A 12,565-nucleotide genomic window follows, 5' to 3' on the forward strand; every position below is an offset into this window, starting at 1 on the left:
AGCTTGATGACGATGGTGTGATGGTGTTGGGAGTGTAGCGTGCCGTGGGCTTCCCTGTGTGGCATCCCACGCGTTTCTATGCCGCTTTCTGTGCAGTTGCAGAGGGATGACCGGGCAGATAATCCATGGCGACAATGGCCTTGTCCTTGCCCGTTTGCTTGGCCTGGTACAAAAGGCTGTCGGCAAAGACGATGGCCTGCTCGAAATGACCGGTTTCGAATTTGGAAATGAAGACGCCGCCCAGGCTGGCAGTGAATGCAATGGGAGCACCATTTTCCATCAGGGGCTGTTCGCGGATGGCCTTTATGATCCGCTGGCAGGTGTCCGGAAACGATGTCGGTGCGATATCGGGAAAAATCACCAGGAACTCTTCGCCGCCCCATCTTGCCGGTATGTCCTGGGCGCGTACCCTGTGCCGCAGTATCTGCGACAACTGCGTGAGGACCCGGTCGCCGACGTCATGGCCGTAATGATCGTTGATGGCCTTGAAATTATCGACATCCAGGATGGCGATGCCGAGGTTCTGCCTGCCTGTGTGGCGGCTGATGGCCTGCAGGACTGAGCGCCGGTTGCAAAGCTGGGTGAGTGGGTCGGTGTTGGCCTTCGCCTTGATGTGCGCCATCAGCCGTCGGTTGCGGCTCATGATTTCTGCCATGACGATAATCAGGATGGCGGTCATGGCAAAGTCGAACCGGTTGGAAAAAATCTCGTGAAACAGTGTGTTGCCCTGGCGGTAGTCATAGAGCGACAGATAGAAGTGAATCCGGCTTGCCGCAGCCAGCAGCATGAAACAGCCGGTGATGAGAATGGTCCATGCAAAACCCAGGCGGATCAGGGCAATGAGGCTGGGCAGAACCAGAATGGTGACCAGACTGAGCCAGTCGGAAAACAGCATGAGTACCTGTGCGCAGGCCAGCGAGATGATCAGCAGGAACATCGGCATGCGGAGTGGATTGGCACGGAGGCTGCGCTTGTGTGACAGGATGCCGGACAGAAGCATCGAGACAATGAGGCCGGAAAATATTTGTTCGCTGGTCCAGTCTATGGCGACGAAACCGGGTGTGCCCAGCGGAATCAGGCGTGCCAGGAATACACCCGCAATGATTCCCTGGATGATGGCAGTCATCGTGATGGGCACGATCAGCAGGATGCTGCGCATATGGGCCCGGTAATATCGGCGCTGCCTGAGTACGAGTTGCGTACATGCGGCATAGATCGGGATGCAGAGCGTATCTGTCAGGCAGGCATAGAATTGCTGCAGTGGCGTCATCTGTTGCTGCACCAGAAGCGATGCGGCGTAATGGCCCGACATGAACAGCAGCATGAAAGTGACCAGCCGCTGTTTGCAGCTGTGCTGGCATCGGCTGCGCCAGTGCATGGCGAGCATGGCGGCCAGGGCGTTGCCTGGCCAGAAGAAAATCAGTCCGGCAGAAGTCTGCCCGATCTGGGCGGTGTAATTTACCAGTGTACAGACAAGGGTATAGGCAACCAGTCGCGGGATGATATGCACGGGGCAATTCCTGTTCGAGGTCCGGCCTGTGGGCCCGTCAGGTAATCGTACACGTCTTGCCCCCGCAGGTGTTATGCCGGAACCGGTTCTGCCTTGCGCTGCAGGTGGCGCACGATCATGTTGAGCAGGAGGCCGTACATCGGTACGAACATCAGCAGGCTGACGGCGAGCTTGATCACATAGTCGACCAGCGCGATCTCGACCCAGTGCTCGGCCATGAACGGGTTGCTGCTGCGCCAGAAGGCCACGCCGAAGAACACCAGCGTATCGACTGCCTGCCCCACCACGCTGGAGGCGGCGGGGGCAATCCACCAGGCCCGATGCTGGCGGCGCAGCCGGTCAAAGACCTGGATGTCCATCAACTGGCCCAGCACATAGGCCGTGAAGCTGGCCAGGGCGATGCGGAACACGAAGCTATTGAATTCGCCCAGCGCAGCCAGTCCGCTGAAGACGCCGTCGTGAAAGAGCACCGAAACGATATAGGAGGCTACCAGGGCAGGCAGCATGACGCGGGCGATCACGCGCCGTGCCGGTGATTTGCCCAGCAGCCGTACCGTGAGGTCGGTGGTCAGGAAAATGAAGGGAAAACTGAAGGCGCCCCAGGTGCTGTGGAAGCCGAACAGCGTGATCGGCAACTGCACCAGGTAATTGCTGGCGATGATGATCAGGATGTGGAACGAAACGAGCAGCGCCAGCAGCCAGGGCTGACGTTGTGTGGACAGCGTAGTCATTGGAGACCTTTTTGACGAATGGGGTAAGGGAACCCATGGACCGGATAGAATTGCAGGTGCAATTGTAGCCTGATTCTGCAGGAGAAAAGGTGTCGGACACTATCCAGGATGATATGGCCGGGGGCGGCGAGCGCGGCACCCGGTTCTGGCATGATCCTGCCATGCCCCATGTGGAAAGCCGCAGGGCATGCGCCAGCCGTGCCTGCTATCGGCCTCACAGCCATCCGACCTGGTCGATCGGTGCAGTCGATGCAGGGCGCAGCCGGTTCAGCGCGGATCGCGTCGGTACCGTACCGATCGGGCCGGGCACACTGGTCTTCGTCCCGGCCGGACATGTGCATGCCTGCAATCCCGAACCGGGGGCGGCCTGGAGCTATCAGATGCTGCATCTCGATGATCGCTGGGTGCGTCGTGTGCTGTCGATGCCGGTGGCGTTGCGGGGGGATGCGCAGGTGCTGTCTGGTCACCGGGTCGGGCTGTCGCACGATCCCGCGCGCTATGCCCGCTTTTGCGCCCTCAATGATTTGCTGTTTTCTGCGGCTCCAGTCGCGACCAAGGATAGGGCACTGCAAGCCTTTCTGGTGGAAGGGCTGGTGGGTGCGGCGGCCATCGAGCCGCTGGCGCAGGCTGTGCAGTTGGCCCCCGTTGCCCTGGTGCCGGTGATGCAGGTGCTGCAGAGTGCACAGGTTCCCGTCCCCCTGGCAGAGCTGGCAGCAGTGGCGGGCATGAACCGTTATCGCCTGATCCGTGTCTTTCGTGCCGCTACCGGGATGACGCCGCATGCCTGGTGGCTCAATGACCGGATCAACCAGGGCAGGATGCACCTGCGGGCGGGCCGGGCGATTGCCGAAGTTGCCCATGGGCTGGGTTTTTCGGATCAGAGTCACTTTCAGCGGATGTTCAAGGCACATGCCGGTGCGACGCCGGGCTGCTATCGCTGAACGGACGTCGGTGGGGGCCTGGCACCGTGACAGGCCCAGGCTGCAATTTCATTCAATACAGGTGGCGTGCCCTGCGTCAGACTCCTGCCCGTTGCAATTGCGGGTGATGAAACGATGGAGCAGTTTCTGATGGTGGCCGTGGCGCACTTCCTGGCGTTGCTGTCGCCAGGGCCGGACTTTTTCCTGATCGCACGGACATCGGCAGTGCAGGGCTGGCGCCTGGCGGCCGGGGTGTGTGCAGGGGTGGCGATCGCCAATGCCGTATTCATCGTGCTGGCCTTCAGCGGTGTCTCGGTGTTCCGTACGGGCAGTCTGCTGTTCGAAGTCGTACAGTGGGCGGGATGCCTGTATCTGCTGTATCTGGGATGGCTGTTCCTGCGCCATGCCGGCCGTACGCCGCTGATACTGCCTGATGCGGTGGCGCAGGAGACCCGGGACAGGCCGCCCACGGCAAGGGGGCTGCCGGGGCCGGTAGGCTGGTGGCGCAATTTCATGATGGGCTTCATGTCCGGGGGCCTCAATCCCAAGAATGCGCTGTTCTATGTGAGTCTGGCCACCATGCTGGGCCAGCAACCGGATCTGCTGCTGGCGGGCTATGGCCTGTGGATGTTCGGGGTGGTACTGGGCTGGGATGTGCTGGTGGCCCTGGCGATCGGCAACCGGGCGATATTGGGCCGGTTTGCCCGTATCCTGCCTGCTGTGGAGCGCATTACCGGCTTATGTCTGATTGGCCTGGCAGTGGCCGTTCTGGCCAGCCGCGGCTGATCTCGGCAAAACCTGCCCGCAGGAATTCGACCAGGCATTGCACGGCACGCGGCACCTGGGGTGTCCAGGGGCGGATGGCGTAGATGCGGGCACCGAAAAAACCCTGCGGCTCCCAATCCGGCAGGACGATGACCAGGGACGGTGCGCGGACAGGGTGCCCTTCCGGCCCTGCCTGCGCAACCGGTTGCAGCGCGGGCATGGCACTGAAATCGGGCAGCAGGGCAATGCCCAGTCCTGCCCGCGCTGCATCGCGCAGGGTTTCGCTGTTGTTGGCCTTGATCGGTCCCCAGACCGGGACGCTGACCTGTTCGGGGGGCTGGCGACGGCGCGTCCGCGCCAGGGTCCAGCTTGATGCGGCCAGCCCGGCCCGCAGGTAGACCAGACAGGCGTGGCGGACCAGGTCTTCGGGGCAGGCAGGCGTGCCGCAGCGCGCCAGATAGTCGGGACTGGCGACCAGCACCGAACGGGTGTCGCACAGGGGCCAGGCGACACTGCTGTCGGGCGGCGTGTGCGTGTGGCGGATGGCGAGGTCAAAGCCTTCCTGCCCGAGATGAACCAGCCGGTCGTTCAGGTCCAGTTCGACACGGATTTCGGGATGTCTGGACAGAAAATCGGCCAGCATCGGCATGACGTACTGACGCCCCAATGCCACAGGTGCCGTCAGCCGTACCAGGCCACGCGGCTGGCTGGCCAGATCGCGAACGGCCGCAAAGCTCTGTTCTATCCGGGCAAAGGCCGGGCGAGTGTCCTCCACCAGTTGCAGGCCGGCTGCCGTGAGCGTCACGGCACGTGTCGTGCGCCTGACCAGGGGGACGCCGGTCGCCCGCTCCAGGGCGGAGATGCGCTGGCTGACCGTGGCCTTGGACAGTCCGAGGCGGCGTGCGGTCTGGGTATAGCTGCGTGTCTCGCCGATCAGGGTCAGCAGATGCAGGTCGGAAAAGACAGGGTGGGCACACAGCGCCGGATCGAGCGATGCAGGGGGCGTAGCCCCGGTGTGTGCGGAGGTGTGCTTGGACATGAGGCAGCGTCGATAACGATCAAGGTCGGGTACGGCAATGGTCGAAGGGAGGATTGTTTGATTTTTCAAACAATGTAGTCGATTTTTCGGACTTCTCAAAAATCAGGTGGCTTCCTAAACTGAAGCGCATTTTCCGGGGACTGTATCGCTCGGGCTGACACAGTCCTGTGGCCATTTTTTCTGCGAGGTTTGATCATGACAGCACTTGTTTCCAACTGGATCGCCGGTCATCGCGCTGCCGCCTCCAGCGGCCGGCAACAGCCGGTGTTCAATCCCGCCAGCGGCATCGTGACAGGGCAGGTGCAACTGTCGTCCGCGACCGATGTCGATGCGGCCGTGGCGGCTGCCCGCACGGCATTTCCGGCCTGGAGCGCATTGCCGCCGCTGCGCCGCGCCCGCATCCTGTTCCGTTTTCTGGAACTGCTCAATGCGCATCGTGACGATCTGGCGCATATGATCACGGCCGAGCATGGCAAGGTATTTACTGACGCCCAGGGCGAAGTCACGCGAGGCATCGAAATCGTCGAGTTCGCCTGCGGCATTCCGCAACTGCTCAAAACGGATTTCAGCGAGCAGGTCAGCACCGGCATCGACAACTGGACGCTGCGCCAGCCGCTGGGTGTCGTGGCCGGCATCACGCCATTCAACTTTCCGGTCATGGTGCCGATGTGGATGTTTCCGGTAGCGCTGGCGACCGGCAATACCTTTGTGCTCAAGCCCAGTCCGATCGATCCCGGCCCCAGTCTTTTCATGGCTGAGCTGTTGCGCCAGGCAGGATTGCCGGATGGCGTTTTCAATGTGGTGCAGGGCGACAAGGAGGCGGTCGATGCACTGCTGGTGCATCCCGACGTGCAGGCGGTATCGTTCGTCGGCTCCACACCGATCGCCAACCATATCTATGAGACCGGAGCGCGTCACGGCAAGCGTGTGCAGGCCCTTGGCGGTGCCAAGAACCATCTGGTGGTCATGCCCGATGCCGACATGGATCAGGTGGTGGATGCCCTGATTGGTGCCGCCTACGGTTCGGCTGGCGAGCGCTGCATGGCGATCAGCGTGGCGGTTTTCGTGGGAGAAGGGACCGCCGAGCAAGTACTGCCCAGGCTCATCGAGCGTACCCGTGCGCTCAGGATTTGTGATGGCCGCAACCTGGAGGCGGAAATGGGACCCATCGTGACGCAGGCCGCCCGCGAGCGGATTACCGGCTACATCGAGCAGGGCATCGCCGAAGGGGCACAATTGCTGGTCGATGGCCGCACGTTCGAGGGGGCTTCTGCCGGGCCGGGATGCGAAGCAGGCTTCTGGCTGGGCGGTACGCTGTTCGACCACGTGACGCCGCAGATGCGCATCTACCGCGAGGAGATATTCGGCCCGGTGCTGGCCTGCATGCGCGTGGCTGATTTCGGCGAGGCGCTGCAACTGATCAACGCGCATGAGTTCGGCAATGGCGTGAGCTGCTATACCCGCGATGGGCATATCGCCCGCGAGTTCAGCCGTCGCATCCAGGTCGGCATGGTGGGCATCAATGTGCCGATCCCGGTGCCGATGGCCTGGCAGGGCTTTGGTGGCTGGAAGCGCAGCCTGTTCGGCGATATGCATGCCTACGGAGAAGAGGGGGTGCGTTTCTACACCCGCCAGAAATCCGTCATGCAGCGCTGGCCGCAGGCCACTGCCAAGGGGGCGGAATTCGCCATGCCCACCAGTCAGTAGGCGGCCAAGCCTGGCTCAGTCAAGTCCGGTGCTGCGCTTGGTCGCATCCTCGTGCATGGATTCGTTGAGCTGGTCGACGATCAGTGCCCAGGGTGCATCGGCCTTGAGCTGTTCGGACAGGAACTGGCGCTGCGCCGGGTTCCAGCAGGGGGCATCCAGGATACTGACATCGGTGGGCAACTGGTTGTTCCGGATAAAGGCAGCGATGGCAGCATCACTGGCGTCCAGTCCGAGTTGCAGGAACAGATTGCTCATGCGGGGCGTGGTTTCGTCCATGGGGCACTCCTTTGGCGGGGTGGGAAAGTGGGGGCACCGGCCTGTCACGCAGGCGCGGGGGCGGGGCGTCACTGGCCGACAGATAGCGTTTGTGTGAAAAATAGACGACCAGTGCAATGGAAATCAGGCACATCACGGCCAGTGTCCACCAGAAGCCATGTTCGTGCCGCAGCCAGGGCAGGAACTCCAGCCCCATACCGAACAGGTCGGCAATCAGGCCCAGCGGCAGGAAGATGGCCGTGATGGCCGTCAGCGTGCGCATCACATCATTGGTGCGATTGCCCTGGATGGTGAAATGAATCTGCACGGCGGTCTCGGCACTTTGCTCGAGCAGGCGCACGTGGCGGGCGACTCGACCGATGTGCTCGGCCACGTCGCGGCTGCGTACCAGCAGGATTTCGTGCGTGCGGCGACTGGCGTCGGACGAAGGCGGCAGGTCTTCCAGAGTTTCGATCCAGCCGCTGACGGCACTGAGTTGGTCCTCGCACAGACTTTCGAGATGATGCAGTGTCTGGCGTGCCTGCAGCAGACCTTCCCAATTGCCGAAGCGGGCATTCGGGCGCAACAGGTGTTGTTGCCAGTGGTCCAGGCGCGTGGTCATGGCTTTGCGCAGGACCAGGAAATCATCGACCATCAGGCCCAGCATGCGCAGCATCAGTTCGGCCGCAGAGGTCGGCAGACGCCCGCCGCCTGCCTGTGTCGCATGCGGGCCGGTTTCGCTCTGTGCCTGTAGCGACAGGCGTTCGATGGCGACGCCCAGGGTTGAGCAGGCGCTGTCCGGATGCACGCTCAGCAGCACCCGCTCGAAGATGGCGAAGCCGACCGGCTCGGTCTGGATGTCCGAGGCCGGCAGCAACTGGGGTTCCTGCTGGGGCCGGGTGCCGGTGGCCGGCCGTGCAGGCAGGTCGTCGAGCATGGCATCCGCCAGGCGTCTGAATACCAGAATATCGTAATCGGCCGTGCAGTCGTAATGCGACGGTTGCTGGTGATTTTCGAGATCGGCCAGGTGCAGATCAAGCAGTGTGCGACCTGCCGTGCGCTGCAAATCGTCCTGCAGGGCATGGCGCCGCCGTTCGAGATCGGCACGGGCGACCGCCAGCCACAGAAAACCATCGGCAGGTGGCGCAGCCGGCAGGCTGGTCAGCTCCTGGAAGGCCTGGCCCGGCCGGATCTGGAAAATACGCAGCATGCCTGTCGATGCTCCATGAAAGAAAGCGACAGCCTCATCATACCCAAGTGCGTGGGCAGCATCGAATGGCTATGGAAAATTACCCATTTTCAGTGATTGCAGGTGACTGTGCGCGCTTGCACAATCACATCGTCAATATCCGACAGGCTGAACATGAAAAATTTATTGATAGCCGGCATGCTGCTTGGCATGTCTTGTGCGAATGCCCATGCGGCATTGCCTCCGTGGGCCCAGCGTAGCGTCGAACTCAAGGCCATCCTTGAGGATCAGGGGGTGATGAAGGCTTTGCCTCACCGGAGTCTCATCCAGAGTCTTGAATACATCGGGCCGGATCTGTACCGGGTCAGTGCAGGGCATTGCACATTGGATGTCCGGATCAAGGATACCCCGATGCCTGAATATCAGGGGGGGCCGATGGTGGGGCCGCGCCATTTCGAACTGGAAGTCGGCATGCCAGTATGCACGGAGGACTGATGAAATTTTCCATTCCAATGATCACCTGGGTAGCGAGTGCTGCCTTGCTGGTGTTGCCCGCCCTGGCCTGGGGAGACTCAAGGCCCGACGCAAAACTCATGCAGGATTACAACGACTCGCAATTCTGCGCAGCGCTGCTGCAGCAGTTGGGGGGGGCAGACAATGAACGGAAAGCCGCGTTGGCGCTGGCCCATGCCAAGAGCCTGGCACCCGCTGCCGGCGACACCACTGCCGAGGCGTTCAATGCCGCGTACCACGATACCACCCTCATTCTGGGGATGGCAGATGAGCAAGAGATGAAGCAGTTCACTCAATTCTGCCTGAATAGGTGGTAACCCTTTTTGAGTACCGGGGTGTGGGCGGGCTATGATGACCAGACGAGCAGACTCAGGAGGTTGCATGTCTTACCCGCCCATCCCTTTCCTGTCCCAGTCGGGGCCGGCCGAGCAGGCCGTCTGGATCCAGGCATTGTCGCAGGCCATGCCGCAGGAGCGGATCGTGTCGTTTTCGGCTCTGTCCGAGCAGGAGCGCAATACCTGCACGGTGGCCATCGTGGCCAATCCCGACCCTGCCCAGGTGCATGCCTTGCCGTCGCTGCAATGGGTGCACAGCGTCTGGGCCGGTGTCGAGCGGCTGGTGGCTTCGCTGGGAGACAGTCCGCTGCATATCGTGCGGCTGGTCGATCCACAACTGGCGGCGAACATGGCCGAGGCCGTCCTGGCCTGGACGCTGTACCTGCATCGCTACATGCCTGAATATGCCCGGCAGCAGCAACAGCGGATCTGGGCCGAACTGCCCTATGTCATGCCGCAGCATCGTACGATCGGAATACTGGGCATGGGTGAACTGGGGACGGAAGCGGCCCGTCGCCTGCGTGCGGCAGATTTCCGCGTCTGCGGCTGGAGCCGTCGCCCCAGGTCGATCGAGGGCGTGGAGAGCTTTGCCGGTGACGACGGTTTGCGGGAGATGCTGGCGCAGACCGATATTCTGGTCTGCCTGTTGCCTTTGACGCCGCAGACCCGGCACCTGCTTGATGCCGAGCGGCTGGGCTGGCTGCCACGAGGTGCCCGGTTGATCAACTTTGCCCGGGGGGCCATCATCGACGATACGGCATTGCATGCTGCGCTTGATGCCGGGCATCTGGCGCACGCAGTTCTGGATGTTTTCGAGGTGGAGCCGCCGCCAGCCGATGGCTGGCATTGGGCGCATCCTGGCGTGACGGTCCTGCCGCATTGCTCCGGGCCGACCAGCCGTGAGACGGCTTCTGCCATTGTGGCCCGGCATGTGCAGGCCTTTCGCGAGCGTGGGGAATTGCCGGCAGGCGTGGATCGGGCGGCTGGGTATTGAAGGGTCTAAGACCGAAGATCACGCCGGCAACAGGAACTGAATGATGAAACCCATCCACCAAACCGCTATTGCGGGATCGCTCATGGCGGTCGTTTTTTTATTGTCAGGCTGCAGTACAGCGACAAACATACCGCCAGCGCAGCATCAAGGCATTGACTGGTGGGATGCTGATTGTCCAAAGGTTGCCAGTGAGGACGTATCACCTGATGGTCATTTGATTCTCAGAAAAGGGAAAACACTTGCGTGCCAGGTGGCCAGGGCTGTATCCAATATCCCGTGCCAGGGGATAAGAGACGCTGGCGATGAAAATGCTGGCGACTATGTTATTTGCCAGGACAGGAGTGGGCGGCAATCCATTTTCTCATTTGATAAAAACAAAATCCTCCTTGAACACAAACAACTCCGATAAGCAGGAATGAGCGAGGTCGCTCCACTGTCATGCTCGCGGTTGCGTGACTGACGGTGGAGCGTGGTCAAGTGCAGCCCAATGATCGGGCTGACTCAGAACGCGTGTGTCAGGCCCACTGCCACCCGTGTCGTGGTCGGGTTGTCCGGCGTGAGCAGGACTTCGGTCGAGGCGTTCTTCATCCGCCCGGCGAAGGCGTAGACGCTGGTACGCGGCGACAGGCTGTACGAATAGCCGATCGTGTAGACCTGTATGTTCTTGGCCTTGTCGCCACTGCCTTGCCAGTCCCAGTCCGGCGAGGCGAGCGACCATTGCAGCGTCAGGTCACCGCCACCCAGCGGAATGGTGGCGCCGGCATACCAGCTTTGCAGGCGACCGCCGTCGACAAATTCGTTGGGACCGAGGCCGCCCAGTCCGGGCCGGTCGGGATTGGCGTTGGCGTATTCATCGCCGTTCAGGCCGACGAAGCCGTTTTTCTGGCGCGACCAGCCGCCGGCCAGCTTGACGGGACCAAAATCATAGCTGGCCCCAAGTTGCCATGCGTCAGGCTGGTTCAGGCCGACCGAGCCGCTGTCTTTCGGTTGCAGGCGGTCGTAGGTGAGCGCCACATACAGCGGGCCATCTTCGTAGCTCAGGGCTGCGCTCAGTTCGCGTGCCTGGCGGGCACTGTCGAAGTCGCTGCTTTCGTCAGCGTTGAAGCTATAGCCCAGGCCCAGTTTCAGGCCTCCGAAATCAGGCGAGAAGTAATTGATCGTGTTCGACAACTGGTAGTTGTCGGCCGCCTTGAAAGTCGCGCCCAGGCCGAAATCTTTCCAGCCGGCCAGTTCCACTCCAGAGGCAGCCTGTTGCGCCACCGTGTTCTGCCGCCCGAAACGAAGCTCGCCGTAGTCGGCGTGGTTCAGGCCGAGCCAGGCAGCATAGTTGAACAGGCGGCCTTCTTCTTCTGCATTGCCGCTATTGGCGTCAAAGCCGCTTTCCAGTGTGAAGGTTGCGCTCAGGCCGTCGCCCAGATCCTCGGCACCGCGCAGACCCCACAGCGAGTCGGCCTGGCCGCCGCTGATCAGGCCGCTCTTGCGGGCGCGGCCCTGGCCTTCGAAGTTGGAAATGCGGGTGTAGGCCAGTCCGGTATCGATCACGCCATAAAGGGTGACGCTGCTGGAGGGGGCCTCGGCATGGGCAGCGCCCAGGGGCAGCAGGGCAGCGCACAGTGCCGTCAGGGGAAGAAGGCGGACGCACGCGGGTACGGCAGTCGTGGCAAACGAATGCTTCATGATGGTTCCTTGCGGAGAGGGAGGTCCCATCGGACGATGGGTGCAAGGTCCGATGGGTCAGTGGTTAAGCCGGGTATCAGTCCAGTCCGAGCATGCCGCGCAGTTGCGACAGGTCTTCTGCCAGCGTGTTGACCTTGCCGGCCAGCAGCTTGCGGTCGCGTTCGCTCAACTTGTCGTAACTCTCGAAGCCGCCATCCGCCGTGCGGTACTTGGCCAGCGTATCGAAGACGGTCTTGAAGTTGGTATCGGTCTTGGCCGCAAAGGCGGGGTCTTCGGCCACGATCAGCGGATGCAGCAGCTCGACGATCTTGTAGGCCCCTTCGAAGTTGGCCTGGAAGTCCCAGAGGTCGGTATGGCTGTAGCGGTTTTCCTCGCCGGAGATCTTGGTGGCCGCGACTTCCTCCATCAGCACGGCAGCCCCGCCCACCACCTTTTCGGGCGGGAAGGTCAGGTCGGCCAGCCGGCCGTTCAGCTCGCGCACGTCGGTCAGCAACTGGTCGGCGAAGGGGGCCAGACCCTGGGTCGAGTTCTGTTCCCACAGCACGTATTCGATGCGGTGGAAGCCACCGAAGCCCGGATCCTTTTCGGCCTGCTCGTGGTCATCGGCACGCGAGTCGATGGCCCCGTCGAGATCGCTGAACAGTTCCGCGACCGGCTCGATCTTTTCGTAGCTGGTGCGGGTGGGGGCGTACAGAGCCTTGGCCTTGTTCAGGTCGCTGGCCTTGATGGCGGCCACGAATGCCTCGGTGTCGGTCACCAGTTGGCCGGCATTTTCGGAAACGTAGATCTTGTATTCGGCCACGGGCTCGACCAGTTGCAGCGGATCGACGGCAGCCTGGGCCTGCAGGGCGGAGAGACCGGCGCAACTGCCGATGAGGATGGCCAGTGTACGGGCGCGGAAGGGATTCATGGGCGTTCCTTTTTATCGAT

The 12,565-nt window shown here is 62.0% G+C and carries 14 protein-coding genes; 7 read left to right on the top strand and 7 right to left on the bottom strand.

Translation table 11 applies throughout. From position 1 onward, the window contains the following. Nucleotides 1-76: 76 nt before the first annotated feature. Nucleotides 77-1,510 carry a GGDEF domain-containing protein gene (locus ABN482_RS02715; RefSeq protein WP_349502547.1) on the bottom strand — a complete coding sequence of 478 codons (1,434 nt, stop codon included), beginning with the start codon at nucleotides 1,508-1,510 and terminating at the stop codon, nucleotides 77-79. A 71-nt stretch (nucleotides 1,511-1,581) separates the two neighbouring features. Then, nucleotides 1,582-2,241: a 7-cyano-7-deazaguanine/7-aminomethyl-7-deazaguanine transporter gene (locus tag ABN482_RS02720; RefSeq protein ID WP_349502548.1), complete on the bottom strand. Its 660-nt coding sequence runs from the start codon at nucleotides 2,239-2,241 to the stop codon at nucleotides 1,582-1,584. Between the two features lie 89 nt (nucleotides 2,242-2,330). Between ABN482_RS02720 and ABN482_RS02725 the strand changes: the two genes are divergently transcribed. Continuing rightward, nucleotides 2,331-3,182, top strand: coding sequence for an AraC family transcriptional regulator (locus ABN482_RS02725; protein WP_349502549.1), 852 nt, complete (start codon nucleotides 2,331-2,333; stop codon nucleotides 3,180-3,182). A 114-nt stretch (nucleotides 3,183-3,296) separates the two neighbouring features. Beyond that, complete coding sequence (locus ABN482_RS02730; RefSeq protein WP_349502550.1) at nucleotides 3,297-3,947, top strand: LysE family translocator; 651 nt, start codon at nucleotides 3,297-3,299, stop codon at nucleotides 3,945-3,947. On the opposite strand, the gene ABN482_RS02735 is transcribed toward ABN482_RS02730, so the two are convergent. Beyond that, nucleotides 3,892-4,965, bottom strand: a complete 1,074-nt coding sequence (locus ABN482_RS02735) for a LysR family transcriptional regulator (protein ID WP_349502551.1) — start codon at nucleotides 4,963-4,965, stop codon at nucleotides 3,892-3,894. The genes ABN482_RS02730 and ABN482_RS02735 overlap by 56 nt on opposite strands. A gap of 195 nt (nucleotides 4,966-5,160) precedes the next feature. Between ABN482_RS02735 and ABN482_RS02740 the strand changes: the two genes are divergently transcribed. Then, nucleotides 5,161-6,672 carry a CoA-acylating methylmalonate-semialdehyde dehydrogenase gene (locus tag ABN482_RS02740; protein WP_349502552.1) on the top strand — a complete coding sequence of 504 codons (1,512 nt, stop codon included), beginning with the start codon at nucleotides 5,161-5,163 and terminating at the stop codon, nucleotides 6,670-6,672. Between the two features lie 15 nt (nucleotides 6,673-6,687). Here ABN482_RS02740 and ABN482_RS02745 read toward each other — a convergent pair whose 3' ends face one another. Together ABN482_RS02745 and ABN482_RS02750 are read right to left on the bottom strand one after the other, a co-directional pair. Next, nucleotides 6,688-6,948, bottom strand: a complete 261-nt coding sequence (locus ABN482_RS02745; RefSeq protein WP_143857465.1) for a DUF2789 domain-containing protein — start codon at nucleotides 6,946-6,948, stop codon at nucleotides 6,688-6,690. After that, a complete protein-coding gene (locus ABN482_RS02750) occupies nucleotides 6,887-8,137 on the bottom strand; it encodes a magnesium transporter CorA family protein (RefSeq protein WP_349502553.1) in 1,251 nt (416 codons plus the stop codon). Before ABN482_RS02750 ends, ABN482_RS02745 begins: the two co-directional genes overlap by 62 nt. Nucleotides 8,138-8,290: 153 nt before the next feature. Between ABN482_RS02750 and ABN482_RS02755 the strand changes: the two genes are divergently transcribed. The 4 genes from ABN482_RS02755 (at nucleotide 8,291) to ABN482_RS02770 (ending at nucleotide 10,367) form a co-directional block, all read left to right on the top strand. Further along, nucleotides 8,291-8,611: a hypothetical protein gene (locus tag ABN482_RS02755; protein ID WP_349502554.1), complete on the top strand. Its 321-nt coding sequence runs from the start codon at nucleotides 8,291-8,293 to the stop codon at nucleotides 8,609-8,611. Beyond that, a complete protein-coding gene (locus ABN482_RS02760; RefSeq protein WP_349502555.1) occupies nucleotides 8,611-8,946 on the top strand; it encodes a hypothetical protein in 336 nt (111 codons plus the stop codon). Before ABN482_RS02755 ends, ABN482_RS02760 begins: the two co-directional genes overlap by 1 nt. A gap of 64 nt (nucleotides 8,947-9,010) precedes the next feature. Next, entirely contained in the window at nucleotides 9,011-9,958 is a 948-nt protein-coding gene (locus ABN482_RS02765) for a 2-hydroxyacid dehydrogenase (protein WP_349502556.1), read from the top strand. A gap of 40 nt (nucleotides 9,959-9,998) precedes the next feature. Continuing rightward, complete coding sequence (locus ABN482_RS02770; RefSeq protein ID WP_349502557.1) at nucleotides 9,999-10,367, top strand: hypothetical protein; 369 nt, start codon at nucleotides 9,999-10,001, stop codon at nucleotides 10,365-10,367. 92 nt (nucleotides 10,368-10,459) lie between these two features. On the opposite strand, the gene ABN482_RS02775 is transcribed toward ABN482_RS02770, so the two are convergent. Next, a complete protein-coding gene (locus tag ABN482_RS02775; protein WP_349502558.1) occupies nucleotides 10,460-11,635 on the bottom strand; it encodes a porin in 1,176 nt (391 codons plus the stop codon). 76 nt (nucleotides 11,636-11,711) lie between these two features. Next, nucleotides 11,712-12,545: an iron uptake system protein EfeO gene (gene efeO / locus ABN482_RS02780; protein ID WP_349502559.1), complete on the bottom strand. Its 834-nt coding sequence runs from the start codon at nucleotides 12,543-12,545 to the stop codon at nucleotides 11,712-11,714. Nucleotides 12,546-12,565: the final 20 nt, after the last annotated feature.

It is taken from the genome of Corticimicrobacter sp. (assembly GCF_040137905.1).
GTDB lineage: Bacteria > Pseudomonadota > Gammaproteobacteria > Burkholderiales > Burkholderiaceae_B > Corticimicrobacter.